The 17,148-nt window shown below is 66.0% G+C and carries 17 protein-coding genes; 3 read left to right on the top strand and 14 right to left on the bottom strand.

What is annotated here, in order from left to right:
* Positions 1–17 precede the first annotated feature (17 nt).
* From BJ997_RS04560 to BJ997_RS04535, 6 genes are read right to left on the bottom strand one after another with little or no spacing between them, the layout of a single operon-like run.
* Positions 18–836, bottom strand: a complete 819-nt coding sequence (locus BJ997_RS04560) for an SseB family protein (RefSeq protein ID WP_084141113.1) — start codon at positions 834–836, stop codon at positions 18–20.
* Positions 820–1,566: a bifunctional 1-(5-phosphoribosyl)-5-((5-phosphoribosylamino)methylideneamino)imidazole-4-carboxamide isomerase/phosphoribosylanthranilate isomerase PriA gene (gene priA, locus BJ997_RS04555; protein ID WP_035835890.1), complete on the bottom strand. Its 747-nt coding sequence runs from the start codon at positions 1,564–1,566 to the stop codon at positions 820–822. The genes BJ997_RS04560 and priA overlap by 17 nt, the downstream gene beginning before the upstream one ends.
* Positions 1,567–1,611: 45 nt before the next feature.
* Entirely contained in the window at positions 1,612–2,244 is a 633-nt protein-coding gene (hisH, locus tag BJ997_RS04550) for an imidazole glycerol phosphate synthase subunit HisH (protein ID WP_035835891.1), read from the bottom strand.
* Positions 2,241–2,864 carry an imidazoleglycerol-phosphate dehydratase HisB gene (hisB, locus tag BJ997_RS04545; protein WP_035835893.1) on the bottom strand — a complete coding sequence of 208 codons (624 nt, stop codon included), beginning with the start codon at positions 2,862–2,864 and terminating at the stop codon, positions 2,241–2,243. Before hisB ends, hisH begins: the two co-directional genes overlap by 4 nt.
* Before the next feature lie 9 nt (positions 2,865–2,873).
* On the bottom strand, positions 2,874–3,971 hold the full coding sequence (locus BJ997_RS04540) for a histidinol-phosphate transaminase (protein ID WP_035835894.1): 1,098 nt from the start codon (positions 3,969–3,971) through the stop codon (positions 2,874–2,876).
* Positions 3,972–3,999: 28 nt separating this feature from the next.
* The gene (locus tag BJ997_RS04535) at positions 4,000–4,347 is read right to left on the bottom strand and encodes a LysM peptidoglycan-binding domain-containing protein (protein WP_035835895.1); all 348 of its coding nucleotides are present in this window, start codon (positions 4,345–4,347) and stop codon (positions 4,000–4,002) included.
* A gap of 294 nt (positions 4,348–4,641) precedes the next feature.
* Here BJ997_RS04535 and lexA point away from each other — a divergent pair, with 294 nt between their 5' ends.
* Together lexA and BJ997_RS04525 are read left to right on the top strand one after the other, a co-directional pair.
* Entirely contained in the window at positions 4,642–5,346 is a 705-nt protein-coding gene (gene lexA / locus BJ997_RS04530) for a transcriptional repressor LexA (RefSeq protein WP_035835911.1), read from the top strand.
* A gap of 206 nt (positions 5,347–5,552) precedes the next feature.
* Complete coding sequence (locus BJ997_RS04525; RefSeq protein WP_084141116.1) at positions 5,553–6,989, top strand: glycosyltransferase family 2 protein; 1,437 nt, start codon at positions 5,553–5,555, stop codon at positions 6,987–6,989.
* A gap of 22 nt (positions 6,990–7,011) precedes the next feature.
* Here the strand turns inward: BJ997_RS04525 and metE are convergent, their stop codons facing one another.
* The 3 genes from metE to hflX form a co-directional block, all read right to left on the bottom strand.
* Positions 7,012–9,345: a 5-methyltetrahydropteroyltriglutamate--homocysteine S-methyltransferase gene (gene metE, locus BJ997_RS04520; RefSeq protein ID WP_152602114.1), complete on the bottom strand. Its 2,334-nt coding sequence runs from the start codon at positions 9,343–9,345 to the stop codon at positions 7,012–7,014.
* Complete coding sequence (locus BJ997_RS04515) at positions 9,342–10,367, bottom strand: methylenetetrahydrofolate reductase (RefSeq protein WP_084141117.1); 1,026 nt, start codon at positions 10,365–10,367, stop codon at positions 9,342–9,344. The genes metE and BJ997_RS04515 overlap by 4 nt, the downstream gene beginning before the upstream one ends.
* A 267-nt stretch (positions 10,368–10,634) precedes the next feature.
* A complete protein-coding gene (hflX, locus tag BJ997_RS04510) occupies positions 10,635–12,176 on the bottom strand; it encodes a GTPase HflX (protein WP_035835897.1) in 1,542 nt (513 codons plus the stop codon).
* A 41-nt stretch (positions 12,177–12,217) separates the two neighbouring features.
* On the opposite strand from hflX, the gene BJ997_RS04505 reads away from it, so the two are divergent.
* Entirely contained in the window at positions 12,218–12,826 is a 609-nt protein-coding gene (locus tag BJ997_RS04505) for a class I SAM-dependent methyltransferase (protein WP_035835898.1), read from the top strand.
* Positions 12,827–12,838: 12 nt separating this feature from the next.
* Here BJ997_RS04505 and BJ997_RS04500 read toward each other — a convergent pair whose 3' ends face one another.
* From BJ997_RS04500 to dapF, 5 genes are all read right to left on the bottom strand, one after another.
* A complete protein-coding gene (locus BJ997_RS04500) occupies positions 12,839–13,675 on the bottom strand; it encodes an ABC transporter permease (RefSeq protein ID WP_035835899.1) in 837 nt (278 codons plus the stop codon).
* Positions 13,672–14,634, bottom strand: coding sequence for a daunorubicin resistance protein DrrA family ABC transporter ATP-binding protein (locus tag BJ997_RS04495; protein WP_035835914.1), 963 nt, complete (start codon positions 14,632–14,634; stop codon positions 13,672–13,674). The genes BJ997_RS04500 and BJ997_RS04495 overlap by 4 nt, the downstream gene beginning before the upstream one ends.
* A gap of 30 nt (positions 14,635–14,664) precedes the next feature.
* On the bottom strand, positions 14,665–15,510 hold the full coding sequence (locus BJ997_RS04490) for a DUF4097 family beta strand repeat-containing protein (RefSeq protein ID WP_035835900.1): 846 nt from the start codon (positions 15,508–15,510) through the stop codon (positions 14,665–14,667).
* Positions 15,511–15,583: 73 nt separating this feature from the next.
* Positions 15,584–16,072, bottom strand: a complete 489-nt coding sequence (locus tag BJ997_RS04485) for a hypothetical protein (RefSeq protein WP_035835901.1) — start codon at positions 16,070–16,072, stop codon at positions 15,584–15,586.
* Positions 16,073–16,269: 197 nt separating this feature from the next.
* Positions 16,270–17,148, bottom strand: a complete 879-nt coding sequence (gene dapF, locus BJ997_RS04480; protein ID WP_035835902.1) for a diaminopimelate epimerase — start codon at positions 17,146–17,148, stop codon at positions 16,270–16,272.

Raw genomic sequence — 17,148 nt, 5'->3', positions numbered from 1 at the left:
TCTGGCTCCGCCCACCGTCACGCGGACGCGACGAGCTGTACACGCAGGGAATCCACGCCCGTCGCGATCAGATCATTCTCCGCCCAGCGAGAGGCCAGCCGAGCGAGCGTGGCATCGAGCTCGACCTGGGTGAGCCCGACGACAAGTTCGAGGCGCACCACAAGCTCCGGACCGCTCATCCGGGCGGCGGGATCCCCGGCAACCAACTGCACCGACAGCACCGACAGTTCCGAAGAAACGGATGCCTCGAACGCCGTCCTCACGGGCACACTCGCGTAGCTGGGAGTCCACGGGGCCGACTGGGCGATTGCCCACAAAGCCGGGCGGCGTATCACGTACTCCGTCGGTGATGTCGGGTCGATCACGACGAGGTCGGTATTCTCCTGGGCGGCGGCGAGGGCCACTCGAACGGCATCGGCGGGAACCGGGCGTGCGTCGGGGTTCCACACCTTCATGGCCGCGGCGGACGTGAAAGCCGGGAGCACGTTGCGCCCGTCGGGACCGGCGACCGTAATGATCGACAGCTCCTGCGTCTTGTCGATCGTGACGCCGTACTCGTTCTCGCCGGCCTCACCGAGCGCGGTCACCAGCGGAATAAGGAGCCTGGATGCGCGGAGAGCGTCCACGACGCCTTCCTCACCGATTTCGCGCGCGCGGAAACTGCGCAGGGCTGCGGTTAACGCTTCGGGGGCGAGCCCGTCGTCGTCGGCGCTGTCGTTGGGTTCGAATGTGCGCCCCGCCCAGGGCTGGCCCGCGGAATCCGCGCCACCGCGTGCATCCGTCAGCCCTGGCCCGTCGGGTCGACCGGTGGAACCGAGGTTACGAGCCCGAGACATCCAGGGCCTCGGCGAGGGTGAACGCACCGGCGTAGAGTGCCTTCCCGACGATGGCGCCCTCCAGCCCCAGGGGCACGAGTTCGCGTAGGGCAATGAGATCGTCCAGGCTCGACACGCCACCTGAGGCGATGACCGGGCGGCGGGTCTTGTCCAGGATCTGACGCAGCAAGTCAATGTTCGGCCCCTGCAGGGTGCCGTCCTTGGTCACGTCGGTCACGACATAGCGGGCGCAGCCGGCGGCTTCGAGACGCCCGAGAACCTGCCACAGGTCGCCTCCGTCCTTGGTCCACCCGCGCGCAGCGAGGGTGGTGCCGCGCACGTCGAGTCCCACGGCCACCGCCTCGCCGTACTGCGCGATGACGCTCGCGGCCCACTCGGGGTTTTCGAGCGCTGCGGTTCCGAGGTTGATGCGTTCGACGCCCGTGCTGAGGGCTGCTTCGAGCGACTCGTCGTCACGGATCCCGCCAGACAACTCGATATTGACGCCCTTCACCTGGCGAATGACCTTCTTGATAACGCTCGTGTTGTTTCCGCGACCGAACGCTGCGTCGAGGTCGACGAGGTGAATCCACTCCGCCCCCTGACGCACCCAGTCGGCGGCCGCATCATCGGGCGTGCCGTAATTGGTTTCGGTACCGGCGCGGCCCTGGGTCAGACGTACGGCCTTACCGTCGGCGACGTCGACGGCCGGCAAAAGCACGAGACGGGGGGTGGTGTTGAACTCACTCATGATTTTCCTTGATTGTGTGACAGAGCCTGATGGTGTGATAAATACTTACTCGTGAAGGGTGCTGAGCCAATTCGTGAGCAGGCGAATACCCGCGTCCCCGGACTTCTCCGGATGGAATTGGGTCGCCGACAGCGGCCCATTCTCGACGGCGGCCAGAAACGGCGCCCCGTGGTCCGCCCAGGTGAGGCAGGGCTGAGGAAAGGGCGGCTGCACGTCGAGCGTCCACGACTGCGCGGCGTAAGAGTGCACGAAATAGAAGCGTTCGTCTTCGATGCCGCTGAACAACCTTGAATCCGGGCCTGCGGCTACGGTGTTCCACCCCATGTGGGGCAGTACTGCGGCCGGAAGCTCCGTGACAGTTCCCGGCCATTCGCCGAGTCCCTCAGTGTCGATGCCGCGCTCGACGCCGCGCTCGAAGAGCACCTGCATGCCGACGCAGATTCCGAGCACTGCCCGCCCACCGGCCAGCCGTCGGTCGACGATCTCATCGCCGCGCACGCCCTTCAGAGCGCTCATGACCGCGCTGAAAGCACCGACGCCGGGAACGACGAGGCCGTGGGCTTCGAGTGCGATCCCGCGATCGTGCGTGAGGGTGACGTCGGCGCCGGCAAGCTCCAAGGCCTTCACTGCCGAGTGAACGTTGCCCGTTCCGTAGTCCAAGACGACGACGCGCGTCACAGAGCGCCCTTCGTCGAGGGGATCCCGGTCACGAGCGGGTCGAGCGCCTTGGCCAGCCGAAAGGCTCGAGCGAAGGCCTTGAACTCCGCTTCCGCGATGTGGTGCGGGTCTCGGCCGCCCAGCACGGTGACGTGCATGGTGAGGCCGGCGTTGAAAGCAATAGCCTCGAAGACGTGGCGCACCATGGATCCGGTGAAGTGTCCACCGATGAGGTGAAACTCAAAACCGGCAGGCTCGCCGGAGTGCACAAGGTAGGGCCGACCCGAAACGTCCACGACAGCCTGGGCAAGGGCTTCGTCCAGGGGAACGAGGGCATCTCCGTAGCGGGCAATGCCCGACTTGTCGCCGAGTGCCTGTTTGATGGCCCGGCCGAGCACAATACCGACGTCTTCCACCGTGTGGTGAACGTCGATGTCAGTGTCGCCGTGTGCCCTCACGGCGAGGTCCGTCAGGGAGTGCTTCGCGAAGGCCGTGAGCAGGTGATCGAAGAACGGCACAGTCGTATTGATGTCGCTCACCCCCGTACCGTCGAGGTTGAGCGACAGCTCGATGCTCGATTCACTGGTCTCGCGCTGCAGGTGGGCGTCGCGCGGCGCGGCCGCAGGTGAAGAAGAACTCATGTGCCTAGTTTATTCGGCTTCAGCCCCGGTCGCCCGACCGAGCCGTTCCAGTGCCTCCACGAAGGCGGTGGTCTCGGCTCGCGTGCCGGCCGTCACCCGGAGGTGACCGGGGATTCCAATGTCGCGGATGAGAATGCCCTCGGCGAGGAGCGCCTCAAAGGTGGCGTGCGGGTCGGCGACGCCACCGAAGAGAACGAAGTTACTGCCGCTCTCGTGCGGGGCGTACCCGAGTCGCGTCAGCTCCTGTACCAGGCGGTCGCGCTGTCCGCGGATGTCATCGACCATCGCGAGCATCTCGTCGGTGTGCGCGAGCGCGGCGTTCGCGGCCGCCTGGGTGAGGGCAGACAGGTGGTACGGCAGGCGCACCAGGCGCAGCGCATCCGTCACGGCCGGGTCCGCTGCGAGGTATCCCACGCGGGCCCCGGCAAAGGCGAACGCCTTGCTCATGGTGCGAGACACGAGCAGGCGCTCGCGCCCGGGGAGAAGGCTAAGGGCGCTCGGGGTGCCAACCGGGCCGAACTCGGCATAGGCCTCATCGACGACGACGATCCCGGTACTCGCCTCGTAGACGGCGGCAATCGTGTCGAGGGACAGCGGTGTGCCGGTGGGGTTGTTTGGAGAACACAGAAAGACGAGGTCGGGGTTGGTGCGGGTGACCCACGCGACGGCGGTGTCGGGCGACAACCGATAGTCGGCGTCTCGATCGCCCGCGACCCACTCGGTTCCGGTGCCGGAGGCGAGTATAGAGTACATCGAATACGTGGGTACGAACCCGAGCAGCGACCGGCCCGGACCCCCGAAAGCCTGCAACACCTGCTGAAGCACCTCATTGGATCCGTTGCCGGCCCATATATTATTCGCAGTGAGGCCATGCCCGAGGTAGCCGGCGAGCCGTTCGCGGAGTTCGGTGAATTCCCGGTCCGGATATCGGTTCACGGTCTGCACGGCCTGCGCAAGCGCACGCACGATATCCACGGCTACCGGCTCGGGAATCGGGTGGGTGTTCTCGTTCACGTTGAGCGCAACGGGCACGTGAAGTTGCGGGGCTCCGTAGGGAACCTGACCACGAAGGTCGTCGCGCAGGGGAAGATCGCTGAGAAGAGTCACTCTTCCATGCTAGAGCCGAAGCGCGGCACTAGTAGCCGGTTGGCAGCGCCAGACGCTGCCCCGGCTGCACGGAGTCGCCCGGCATCTGGTTGAGACTCATGATCTCGACGATGACATCGCGAGGGTCCTTGGACGGTGCGATGTTTTGGGCCACGTCCCACAGCGACTCCCCGGCAGCGACAGTGACGTACGTGAACGACACGAGCTCCGTCTGCAACGGGCCGGTTGCCGGGCCAGCACCAGCGGCGAACGCGCCGCCCCCATTGAGCGCCAACACTATAGCGGCGGCCACGACGGGCGCCGCCACGAGCGCCATGATGACGCCCCGTCCGCGGCGAGTCAGTCGAAGCTTTGTTGTGGTGAGAGTTGCACTCATGTCGAACCTCCAGGTGTTGGTCGTGCAGTTCCGTACCCGCCCCTCGGCCGGGAGGGCCGGGTACGAAACTATGTTCCGAATGTATCTTCGAATATTCGAACAATCAACCCTTTTCAAGACTTTTTCCATAAATTGATCGCGACATGATCGAATAGATGTTTGTCTAGGACGTTCAAACTGGATAAAGTTTCGATAGAGAAGATGTTCATTTCACACTTCACCAGACACCACCGACATTCCCGATCAACGGCCGAGATTTCAGGCCGCATCGGGACCGACTCGAGGAGCGACAACGTGACGACAGACACCAGCGGTTCCCGCGAAAAGGGCGGCACCAGACGCCGCAAAAGCCTGAGCGAGCGACAGCTCGCCATCCTCGACGTGATCCAGAGATCGGTCAGCCAGCGCGGGTACCCGCCGAGCATGCGCGAGATCGGGGATGCGGTCGGTCTCGCCTCGTTGTCGAGCGTGACCCACCAGCTCAACCAACTGGAGCTGAGCGGCTACCTCCGCCGCGATCCGAATCGTCCCCGCGCCCTTGAGGTGCTCATCGAGGTACCCCGTGCCGCCGAGGACCCGGCAGCGCGCGAGGGAGAGAGCTTCCACAGCCCGGTACAGGTCGGCGACGCGGCGATGGTTCCCCTCGTCGGTCGGATTGCCGCCGGCGTGCCCATCATGGCCGAGCAGCAGATCGACGAGATCTTTCCCCTTCCCCGCCAGCTCGTAGGCAAGGGCGAACTGTTCATGCTCAAAGTCATCGGTGAGTCCATGATCGACGCGGCAATCTGCGACGGTGACTGGGTGGTCATTCGCCAGCAAAAAACAGCGGAGAACGGCGAAATCGTGGCCGCAATGCTCGACGGCGAGGCGACCGTGAAGGTCTTCCGCCAGCGAGACGGGCACACGTGGCTACTTCCCCGCAACACGAATTTCGAGCCGATCGTCGGGGACTTCGCTGAAATCCTCGGCAAGGTTGTGGCGGTACTCCGTTCCGTCTGAGCCCCCCACAGGCGAGTTCAACTCGCATCGCTCCGACTGACCCACGAAAGGGGACTTGTTACATCCGGCTAACATCTCGGCTTTTCTTGGATTGAACTGGCTCGTTTGGCTTTCAGGTCACGTATGGTCGCTACTAGCCGTTGAACACTGAGCTTGCGTAGTCCGTGAACCGTGGCGTGCACATCGCACCATACCCCGGGGGAAGCATGACGGAGACAACCTCACCGAATAGTCCGACAGCGGATGGTCCGACAGCGGGTGGTCCGACAGCGGGTGGTCCGACAGCGGACCGTTCAGCCACCAGCGACGCCGAGTCGGCCAGGCCTGCTCACTATAAACGGTTCTATCTGTCGGTCACCACGAAGTTCGTGATCGCCGTCACCTTTGCAGTCCTGTGGACAAGCGTGGCCGTGTGGTTGTCTCAGCCCTGGATCAAAGACCTGACAGAGTCATTCGGAGCGCCCGTGGCGTGGATAATCGTGTCCCTCGTGGCCTATCTACCCGGGTACGTTGTCGCTCTGATGGCCATGTCTCTCATTCTCGATCGCCAGCCGCCCCTGCGTGTGCTGAATCCGACCAGCCCGCTCACGATCATCGTGGCCGCCCGCAACGAAATGACCGGGATCGCGGAGACCATGCGCTGTATCGGTCGCACGGACTACGCGGGCCCCGTGACGGTGATTCTTGCGGACAACGGCTCGACGGACGACACTGCCCGATTCGCCGAACTCGCTGCGGTTGAGATGGGCATGGACCTTCTGATCGTGAGGGAGGAACGCCCCGGAAAGTCCCACGCTCTAAACACGGCTCTCGAGCACGTCACCACGACATACGTCATCACCGTCGACGCCGACACGCTGCTGCACCGCGACGCACTGCGTCGATTGATCTCCAGACTCGAATCTGCGCCACAGAACACGGTGGCCGTGGCCGGAACGGTCCTTGTTCGCAATTCGCGCACGAACCTTCTCACCCGCATGCAGGAGTGGGATTACTACCTCGGTATCGCTGGCGTCAAGCGCATGCAGGGGCTGTACCAGTCCACCCTCGTGGCTCAGGGCGCCTTCTCGGTCTACCTTGCCGACAGCGTGCGCGGGATCGGCGGGTGGCCCGATGCCATCGGGGAGGACATCGTGATGACGTGGAAACTCCTCGAACAGGGCGACCGGGTGATCTTCGAACCCACCGCCGTCGCGTTCACCGATGCCCCCGACGCTGTGAAGCACTTCATGCGCCAGCGCTCACGCTGGGCACGGGGAATGCTCGAAGGCCTTCGCGCGGTGCCGCCGTGGCGCCAAACGAGACGATTGGCCGGAATGATCGCCGGCATCAACCTCTTGATCCCGCTGCTCGACATCGGCTACGCCCTCATCTGGCTCCCCGGACTGCTGATCTTCGTCTTCCTCGGAGATCCGACAATCGTGTCGATCTGGGCGCTGACCGTGATCCCCGCGACGCTCATCATCTACGGCGGCCTGCGTCGCTACCAACGTCTGCGCGTCTTCGGGCCGCTCGGCCTGTTCGTGCGCAAGAACCTGCGCGGCTATCTGTCGTTCCTCCTCTTCTACCAGGTCTTCTGCTCGGTCGCCTCCCTCGTGGGCTACGCGCAGTTCATCGGGGGAACCGCCCGCCGCTGGAAATAGCGGTGGCTCCCCTGGCGCATCCTCAGGCCGTGACGGACGCGTCGATGCGCTCGCGAACGATTCGCGTCGCCTCCAGCATGTTCTGCAGGGACTCCACAGTCTCCGTGTAGCCGCGGGTCTTGAGACCACAGTCCGGGTTCACCCAGACCTGGCGAGCGGGGATGGCTCCCACGGCGATGTGGAGCAACTCGGTCAGCTCAGTCACGCCGGGCACCCGCGGGGAATGGATGTCCCAGACACCCGGGCCGATTCCGTGGTCGAACCCGCCGGCTTCGATGTCGTGCACCACGTCCATGCGTGACCTGGCGGCTTCGATGCTGGTGACGTCGGCATCCAGGTTCCCGATGGCCTCGAGCACCACGCCGAACTCGGAGTAGCACAGGTGGGTGTGGATCTGGGTGCTGTCGGCCACTCCGGCGGTCGCCAGTCGGAACGACCCCACCGACCAGTCCAGATAGTGGGCGTGGTCCTTCTTCTTCAGGGGAAGGAGCTCACGCAGGGCCGGCTCGTCGACCTGCACGATACCGATCCCCGCCGCCTCGAGGTCGCTGATTTCGTCGCGCAGCGCGAGCGCCACCTGGCGGGCGGTCTCTCCGAGCGGCTGATCCTCACGCACGAAGGACCAGGCGAGAATCGTGACCGGACCTGTCAGCATTCCCTTGACCGGCTTGGCCGTGAGGCTCTGGGCGTAGCCCGACCACTCCACGGTGATCGGTTTCGGACGCGACACGTCGCCCCAGAGGATCGAGGGTCGTGTGCAGCGGCTGCCGTAGGACTGCACCCAGCCATTCTCGGTGACCGCGAAGCCGTTGAGGTTCTCCGCGAAGTACTGCACCATGTCGTTGCGCTCGGGCTCCCCGTGCACGAGCACGTCGAGTCCGATCTCCTCCTGCAGGTCGACCACGCGCGCGATCTCGGCCTGCATGAGCTCTCGGTACGCGCCCTCGGTCAGGACGCCCGTCAGAAATCTGGCGCGGGCGCGACGGATGTCCGCGGTCTGCGGGAAGGACCCGATCGTCGTCGTAGGCAAGAGCGGCAACCCCAGTGCGACCTCCTGGGCTGCCAGCCGTGTGGCGTAGTCGCCCCGTAAGAAGTCCGAGTCGAGGAGAGCGGCGGCGCGAGCGCGAACAGCATCGTCCCGAACGCCGGGGGCGGAGCTGCGGGCCGTAAGTGCGGCATCCGCTGCGGAGAGCTCGGGCTCCACCGCGGCCGCGCCAGCGGAGAGGCCGCGCGCGAGGGTGCAGACCTGACCGACCTTCTGGTCGGCGAAGGCGAGCCAGCTCGTGAGTTCGGCTCCGAGCGACGATTCGTGGGCGACGTCGTGGGGAACGTGCAGCAGCGACGTGGACGTGGAGATGGAAACCGTCGGCGACAGCTCCTTCAGCGCCACCGCACGGTCGAGGGCCGCCGCGAGGTCGCCGCGCCAGATGTTATGGCCGTCAATGACTCCGGCCACGAGCACCTTGTCGACCAGGCCCGGCGTCGGCTCCGGCAGCGTTCCGCGCACGAGGTCGATGCCGATGGCGTCCACCCGGGTCGCTGCCAGCACGGGAAGCGCGTCGTCGAGGCTGCCGTAGGGGGCAGCCACGAAGATCGCGGGTCGGCGTGCCAACCTGCCGAGGGCTGCGTAGCTCCAGGCGAGGGCCTCGAGCGTCTTCACGCGGGGAACGTCGATACTCTCGCTCACAAGCCCCGGCTCATCGAGCTGCACCCACTCGGCGCCCGCAGCAGCGAGACGGTCGAGGAGCGCGGCATACACCGGCAGCAGGTCATCGAGGCGGGACAGCGGTTGGTATCCGGCGGGAGCCTCGTCGCTCGGCTTGCTCAGCAGCAGGAAGGTGACGGGTCCGACGATGACCGGCCGCGTGAGGTATCCCGCAGCCTTGGCCTCGTTGAATTCCCGCACGATGCGATCGCTGGCGAGGGAGAACACCGTCTCCGGTCCGATCTCGGGCACGAGGTAGTGGTAATTGGAATCGAACCACTTTGTCATTTCCAGCGGCAGATTGTCGCCCTCACCGCGGGCGAGGGTGAAATAGCCCGCGAGGTCGATGCGTCCGTCGATGCCCACAAGGGACGCGAACCGAGTGGGGACGGCACCCACGGTCACGGCGGCGTCCAGGACCTGGTCGTAGAAGGAGAAGGACTCGGGGATGGCGGAGTCGGTGCGACCGAGGCCAAGGTCGGCGAGGCGCTCGCGCGTGGTGGTGCGCAGTGCGGCGGCGGCGGCTTCGAGTTGCGCGGCCGTGATCGTGCCGCCCCAGAAGGCCTCCACGGCCTTCTTCATCTCGCGTCGGCGACCGATGCGCGGATATCCCAGGATTGTGGCGGACGGAAACTGTGCGGTGGTGGTCATGCTGATTCCCTGACGTTGTGGGCCGTGACGTGCGCGGCGGGGTGGGTGGGCGCGGGGTGATGCTCTGGGACTGCAGTGGCGAGTGCTCCGCAGCGACGGAGCACCTCGAGCACGGTTTCATGCTGGTTGAAGGCGTACAGGTGAAGACCCGGGGCTCCGCCGGCCAGCACGGCCGCGGCCAGACCGGCGGCATGCTCAATGCCGATCTCACGCTGGCCTTCCGCCGTCGGTTCGACCTCGAGGCTGATGGCCAACTCCGAGGGCAGTGGCTCACCGGTAAGCTCGAGGATGCGACGCAGCCTTCCCGGGCTCGTGACGGGCATGATGCCCGGCAGGATCGGGAATTCCACGCCCGCCAATCGGGCGCGCTCGCTGAAGCAGAGGAAGTCGTCGGCGTGGAAGAACAACTGGGTGATCGCCAGGTTCGCTCCGGCGGCCTGCTTGGCCAGAAGCGTGTCGATGTCCTGGGTTGCGGACCGGGATCGGGGGTGCCCGTTCGGGAAGGCCGCCACCGAAATGCGGACCTTTTCGCGCTCCGTCTTCACACTTCGCGCGCCGGGAAGACCGGGGATCACGGTTTCGCGGTAGGGCACGCGTTCGGCCTGCACTCGGTGGATGAGCTGAACGAGTTCGGCGGCGCTGTGCAGATCGCCCAGGAACGCCTCGCCCTCCTGCGTGCCCTGCGGCGGATCGCCCCGGAGCGCCAAGAAGCTGCGGATGCCCGCGTCGAGAAATTCACGGATCAGCACGCTGGCTTCGGCGTGCGAGGAACCCACACACGTGAGGTGGGCCATGGGGTCCACGTTGGTGTGCGCCAGGATATAGCGCAGCACATCGAGCGATGAGTCGCGGCTTGACCCGTTGGCACCATAGGTCACGGACAGGAAATCCGGGCCGGCCGCGGCCAGGTGATCGATGGTGGTGTGCAGAGCGGATGCCGCGGCATCCGTTTTCGGCGGATACAGCTCGAACGAGAACGGCACGCGGGTCGGGCTCGTGTTCCTGATTCGCGTCACGGTCATGGGGTCCTCATTCGGCAGAAGCGGTGTTCAGTGTGGCCGGGCGGCCGCGGACCGCCACAGTAACGTGGCGGAAACTCGCGGGCGGGTGCCGGGCTCGGCTGTCGCTCCATGCCGAGCGGACAAATCCGAAGGCAACGATTGGATAGAACCTATAACAGGAGGCGAATGCTCGCCAGTGTGTGACGCCAGAAGTCGCCACGCACCCGGAAACGACGAAGTCGCCCTCCCGATGGGAAGGCGACCATCGATCGAACGGTCTGGAACTGGCTAAGCGGTGACCGCCGGCAGGCTCAGGAACGGCGTGAACTGCGGCTCGATTTCGGGCGTCACGAAGGCGTTCACCCGGGTTCCGGTTTCCACGTATTCGGTGGACACGACCCGGCCCTCGTCGTGCAGGAGGGCGATCAGGTCACCGCGCTCGTAGGGAATGAGCAGCTCGAGCTCGATCTGCGGCGTGGGTAGCAGGGCTGAGATGGCCGCGAGCACGGTCTCGATGCCCTCACCGCTGCGTGCCGACACGAACGTGGCCTGCGGCTCGAGGCCGCGCAGCACGAGCCTGTCGTCATCGCTAATCAGATCGCTCTTGTTGAACACCACGAGCTCGGGAATATGCCGGGCACCGACCTCCGAGATGACGTCGCGCACGGTGGAGAGCTGTGCCACCGGGTCGGGGTGGGACCCGTCGACGACGTGCACAATGACGTCGGCGTCGGCGACTTCCTCGAGGGTCGAGCGGAAGGCCTCGACGAGCTGGTGGGGCAGGTTGCGCACGAAACCGACAGTGTCGGTGAGCGTGTACAGGCGACCGTCTTCGGTCGTGGACTTGCGCACGGTGGCGTCGAGAGTGGCGAAAAGCGAGTTCTCCACGAGCACGCCGGCCCGCGTGATGCGGTTCAGCAGACTCGACTTGCCCGCGTTCGTGTAGCCCACGATCGCAACGGATGGCACGGCGTTGCGTTTGCGGTTCGCGCGCTTCGCCTCGCGGGCCGGCTTCATCTCGATCATCTGCTTGCGCAGCCGGGACATGCGGGTGTGAATGCGGCGGCGGTCGAGTTCGATCTTCGTCTCACCGGGGCCGCGCGAGCCCATACCGGCGCCGGCGCCACCAACCTGGCCACCGGCCTGGCGTGACATCGAGTCGCCCCAGCCGCGCAGGCGGGGAAGCAGGTACGCAAGCTGGGCGAGTTCGACCTGGGCCTTGCCCTCCCGGCTCGTGGCGTGCTGGCTGAAGATGTCGAGGATCACGGCGGTGCGGTCGATCACCTTGACCTTGACGACGTCCTCGAGGGCGCGCCGCTGGCTGGGGGCGAGCTCGGTGTCGGCGATGACGGTGTCGGCTCCCATCGCCTTCACGATGTCGGCCACTTCCTGGGCCTTGCCCTTGCCGAGGTAGGTGCTGGGGTCCGGCGTCGCTCGGCGCTGAAGCAGGCCATCGAGCACCGTGGCACCTGCGGTTTCCGCGAGGGCGGCAAGTTCGCGCATGGAGTTTTCGGCATCGTCGACGGTGCCGTGCGTGTAGACGCCCACGAGCACGACGTTTTCGAGACGTAGCTGCCGGTACTCGACCTCGGTGACGTCCTGCAGTTCGGTGGAGAGCCCGCCGACGCGACGCAGGGCGTTGCGGTCTTCACGCTGGGTCTGTTCACCATCGTGTTCGTTGTACTCCGGAGCGCCGGAAGCGGATTCCGCCTGCAGCGCCTGGGCGCTTCCGCTGCGGAACAGCGAGTAGCCTGCGGCGCGTGTTTCCGCGCTTGCGAGCACGCGGGCTACAACATCGTCTTCATCATGGGGCACGATTGGATCAACCATTCTTTTAACTCTAGTTCAATGAACTCGGATAGGTTCCACTTATGTCATCCGACCACTACTTCTCCCCCGCGCCCGGCACCGAGCTGCGCACGCGAACTATCACCGTCGAACTTGGCGGCGCCGAGCGGGAGGTCACGACTGCGAACAACGTTTTCAGCCCCGGACATATCGACGGGGGCACCGAGGTGCTCATCAAGTACGCGCCGGCCCCGCCTGCCACCGGTGACTTCCTCGACCTCGGCTGTGGCTGGGGCCCGATAAGCCTGCACCTCGCCCTGGCCTCCCCCGACGCCACAGTGTGGGCCGTTGACGTGAACGAACGAGCCCTCGACCTTGTGCGCACTAACGCCGCCGCACTCGGGCTGACCAACATCCGGGCGGTGCAGCCTGCCGACGTGCCCGCCGACATCCGCTTTCGCACCATCTGGTCGAACCCGCCCATCCGCGTGGGCAAGGACGAACTCCACAACCTGATGACCACGTGGCTGCCTCGTCTGGAGTCCGAAGCGGATGCCTGGCTCGTCGTGCAGCGCAACCTCGGGTCCGACTCGCTGCAGCGCTGGCTCGAGGGGGAACTGAGCGACGAGTATGCCGTGTCCCGGGAGGCCATCAGCAAGGGTTTCCGCGTGCTCCTAGTTTCCCGGGACTGACCGCGAGTCGGGTCACCGCACCGACTTGCGCTCATAAATCACGATCGACCAGACGTAGCCGGCCACGGCGATCACGATGCACCAGCCGACGGCGAGCACCGAGTTCCAACCGAGCGGGGTCCCCAGCAGCAACCCCCGGATGGTCTCGATGAAGAGTGTGAACGGCTGGTACTCTGCGAACCACTGCAGCCCTGCGGGCATGGACTCCGTCGGCACAAATCCGCTGCCGATGAACGGAAGCAGGAGGAGCACGAGCGGCAGGTTGCTCGCCGTCTCGACCGATTTCGTCTGCATTCCCATTGCGACCGTGAGCCACGTGATCGCGAACGCGATCAGGGCGACCAGGCCGAACGCAGCGAGCCACTCCATCGGCCCCGCCGTCGACCGAAACCCGACGAGCAGACCGACACCCAGCACAAGCACGACGGCAATGATCGCCTGGATGGTATTGCCCAGTACGTGCCCGGCGAGCACCGCAGCGCGCGAGATCGCCATCGTGCGGAACCTCGCCGTGATGCCCTCAGTCATGTCCATTGCCACGGTCGTGGCCGTGCCGCCGCCCGTGCCCGCGATGGTCACGAGCAGGATGCCTGGTATGACGTACGCGAGGTAGGCGGCACGCCCGCCCGCCGCATCGACTCCGGGAAGGCCGGCCCCGAGCGTGCCGCCGAACACGAACACGAACAGCAGCAAAAATACGACCGGCCCGAGGATGGTGAACAGCGACAGGCCCGGGTAGCGCACCATGTGCAGCAGGTTGCGGTTCAGCATGGTGATCGAGTCGGCAACGACATGCGAGCGGCGATGGCTGCCCGGAGCCGGTTGCGTGAGCGTGGTGGTGGTGGTCATGAGATCATTCCTTTCGCGTCGACCCGGCCGGGCTCGGCCTTCTTGCTTGTCAGGGCGAAGAAGACGTCGTCGAGGTCAGGGGTGTGAATAGTGAGGTCGTCGACTTCGAGGCCGCCCTCATCGAGGCGGTCCAGCACCCTGCGCAGCGCGCCGACCCCGCCGATGCTCGGCACCGTGAGGGCGAGGGCGGCGTCGTCACGAGCAGAGTCGACGAGCAGGCGGGAGGCTGCTTCGAGCTCCACGACGGTGGCGAATCGCAGTCTGACGTGTCCGCCGGGCACGAGGCGCTTGAGCTCGTCCGGAGTGCCCTCGGCGACGATACGACCGCCGTCGAGCACAGCGATGCGGCCCGCGAGCTGGTCTGCTTCTTCGAGGTTCTGGGTGGTGAGAAGCACCGTCGAGCCCTCCGCCACGAGACGGCGCACAATACTCCACATGGTGTGGCGGCTGCGCGGGTCGAGTCCCGTTGTGGGCTCGTCCAGGAAGATCACGCTCGGAGTCGACACGAGAGTCATCGCGAGATCGAGGCGGCGCCGCATCCCGCCGGAGTATGTGGCAAGCGGCGTGCGGGCGGCGTCGACCAGGTCGAACTCCTCGAGGAGCTCGACCGTGCGCGATTTCGATCGCTTCGATCCCAGATGGCGCAGTCTGGCCATGAGCAGCAGGTTCTCCTCTCCGGTGAGCAGGGTGTCGACCGCGGAGAATTGGCCGGTCAACCCGATCGCGGCGCGCACGCCGTCCGGGTCGCGCAGCACGTCGCATCCGTTCACGAGTGCGGTTCCGGCGTCGGGACGCAGGAGCGTGGCCAGGACATGCACTGTCGTCGTCTTGCCGGCACCATTGGGGCCGAGCAGTGCGGTGACGGTACCCGAGGCGACAGAGAGGTCGATGCCGTCGAGTACGACGTGTGTGCCGTAGGACTTGTGCAGCCCGCGGACTTCGATCGCTGGTGTATTCATGGGTGTCTTTCCCTTCTTCTGGTCATTCATTCAACGGGCGCGCTGGATGCTGATGTTGCCGTACTGGGTGCGTGCTCGAACGGCGACGGTCTGCTCGGAGGACTCTGGGGCGTTGTCGCCCGCGAGCTCATTGCGCACGTGGCCGTCTTTCGACGCCAGGTCGAGCCAGGCGGGCACACCGGGCTTGACCCCAATGGCGACCTGGCCGAAGCCGCTCTCGACCTGCACGGATCCGCCCGAAATCTCGCGCAGCTGAATGCTGCCGTAGGCGGTCTTTGCCGAGACGGAGGCGAGCGCCTTCGTGATCTCCAGGTCGCCGTAAGAGAGTTTCGCGTCGAGGTCGCCGCTGCACTCCCCGACCATGATGCTCCCGTGGGAAGCTTTGAGAATCGCGTCGCCGGTGACGGTTGCCACCCGAATCTGTCCGTGGTCGGCTGTGATCTCGATCGCGCCCGCCGCGATGCCTACCGTCGCGTTGCCGTGCCCGGCACGCAGCCACAGATCGCCCGTGGCGTCGATATCCACCGGGCCCATGGAAGATTTGATGCGCGTGGCGCCCAGGGTTCCGACGGTGCGCACGGCACCGACCGCTATCTCGGCCGTGAGGCGCGATGCGGCCGGCAGCTCGATCTTCACGTCAACCGACTCGGTCGGGCCGAACCAGCTCATGCGGGGCTTAGGACCCACGACGGTGAGCCGGCGGCCGTCGAAGTCGACCCTGGTGTCCTCGGCGCCGCGGCGGTCGACCGCCTTCGTCGGGTTGGTGGCCGAGACGGTGACGACAGTATCGGCGCGGTCGCCGGCGACGACCTCGATGCCACCCACCTGCAGGTTGATGGCGAGTTCGATGGGGGCTGGGGTGGTGAAAGTGGGCATGCTGGCGCTGCCTTTCTGGCTCGTTCGGACAACCTCGCCGGGCGCGGGGCTGGTTGGTGCGATGGGTGAGCGGCTAGCGCGCCCAGCCCGCAAAGTTGTCGCCGGTGCGCAGCGTGCGCTGCGCGGCCCGGCGTTCCTTGGGCTGGAGGGCGGCCGCGACCGCGCGTACCAACCACGTGTTGACGGACAGCCCGTCGGCCGTCGCTGCCTCGTCGACCCGTGCCTTGAGCACGTCTGGCAGGCGGAGGGTCGTGCGCGAGGTGCTGGAGTCGTCGAGGTCAACGGATACGACGTTCCGCTCGTCGCTCTCCGGCTCGGTGCTCGCCTGGGTCACCACGAACTCGATCTCGCGTCCCCGTAGCCGGAGGTCGACCGATCCGGGTGCCAGGTCGCGGGTGATCTCGCCGACCGCGGCCGACAGGGCGTCGAGGAGCACGAGCCGCGTCGCCGCATCCAGTCCGGCGGCAAGTCGCTCGGCGACGGCACGGGTGTTTTCAGTGCCGTTCTCCGCGACATCCGCTAGCTGGCGTTGCAGGTCGTTCACGTACTGTCCAAGTTCCATGTCACCATCATGACACCATGGTGGTGTCATGTCAAGAAAGAATGGTGTCATGCGGCCGCGCGAGGGCGCCGTTCTCGCGCGACGCTACCGCAGTAGCGGGCGCGCGTCGCGACAGCGGCGCAGGTGCCAGCGGCGGGCGCCGTTCTCGTGCGACGCTACCGCAGCAGCGGGCGCGCGTCGCGACAGCGGCGCGGAGGTTACCCGAGGGCGAGGACTCCGTCGAAGACGAGTTCCGCCGGCCCGGAGAGCGACACGTGCTCGCCGTCCTCGGTGGGGAACATTCGCACGCCGAGAACGCCGCCAGGAACCTCGACCCGCCACTGGTTGGGTGCGCCGGCCCCTGCCCAATGCCGGGTCGCCAGGGCGGCCGCAACGGCACCAGTGCCGCAGGAGAGCGTTTCGCCGCTGCCGCGCTCGTGCACGCGCATTCGGATGCGCCCCACGCCGTTCACCACGAGCGGTTCGAGCGGCACGACGAGTTCCACATTGGCGCCGTCTGCGGGTTCCGGGTCGAGCTGCGGGATGAAGGTGAGGTCGGCCGAGTCGAGTTCGTCGTCGTCGGCGAGGGCAACGACAACGTGGGGGTTACCCACGTTAATACCCAGCCCAGGACGGGCGATCGGAAGATTCTTCACTCGCACGAGGGGCTCGCCGCCGTCGAGCCGCCACCGTCCGAGGTCGGCCTGGTAGCCCGTGGCGTTGCGCTGCACGTCGCGCACTCCCGCGCGCGTGCCGATCGCGAGGGTGTCGCCGGGATTGAGGGTTGTCAGGCCGTTGTCGAGCAGGTACCGGGTGAACACGCGGATGCCGTTGCCGCACATTTCCGAGACAGAACCGTCGGCGTTGGAGTAGTCCATGAACCACTCGGCGTGGTCATCCTCGGCAAGGGCCGCCGCGCCGTCGGGAAGGTTGGCCGAGCGCACGGCCCGTATCACGCCATCCGCTCCCACACCGAACTTACGGTCGCACACGGCGCGGATCTGCTCGGCGGTCAACTCCTGGAGCCCATCGGGATCGGCGAACAAAACGAAGTCGTTACCGGTGCCGTGTCCCTTGGTGAAGTTCAGATTGCCCAT

Source organism: Cryobacterium roopkundense, from assembly GCF_014200405.1.
Lineage (GTDB): Bacteria > Actinomycetota > Actinomycetes > Actinomycetales > Microbacteriaceae > Cryobacterium > Cryobacterium roopkundense.
This window is presented reverse-complemented; position numbering and strand designations above follow the sequence as displayed.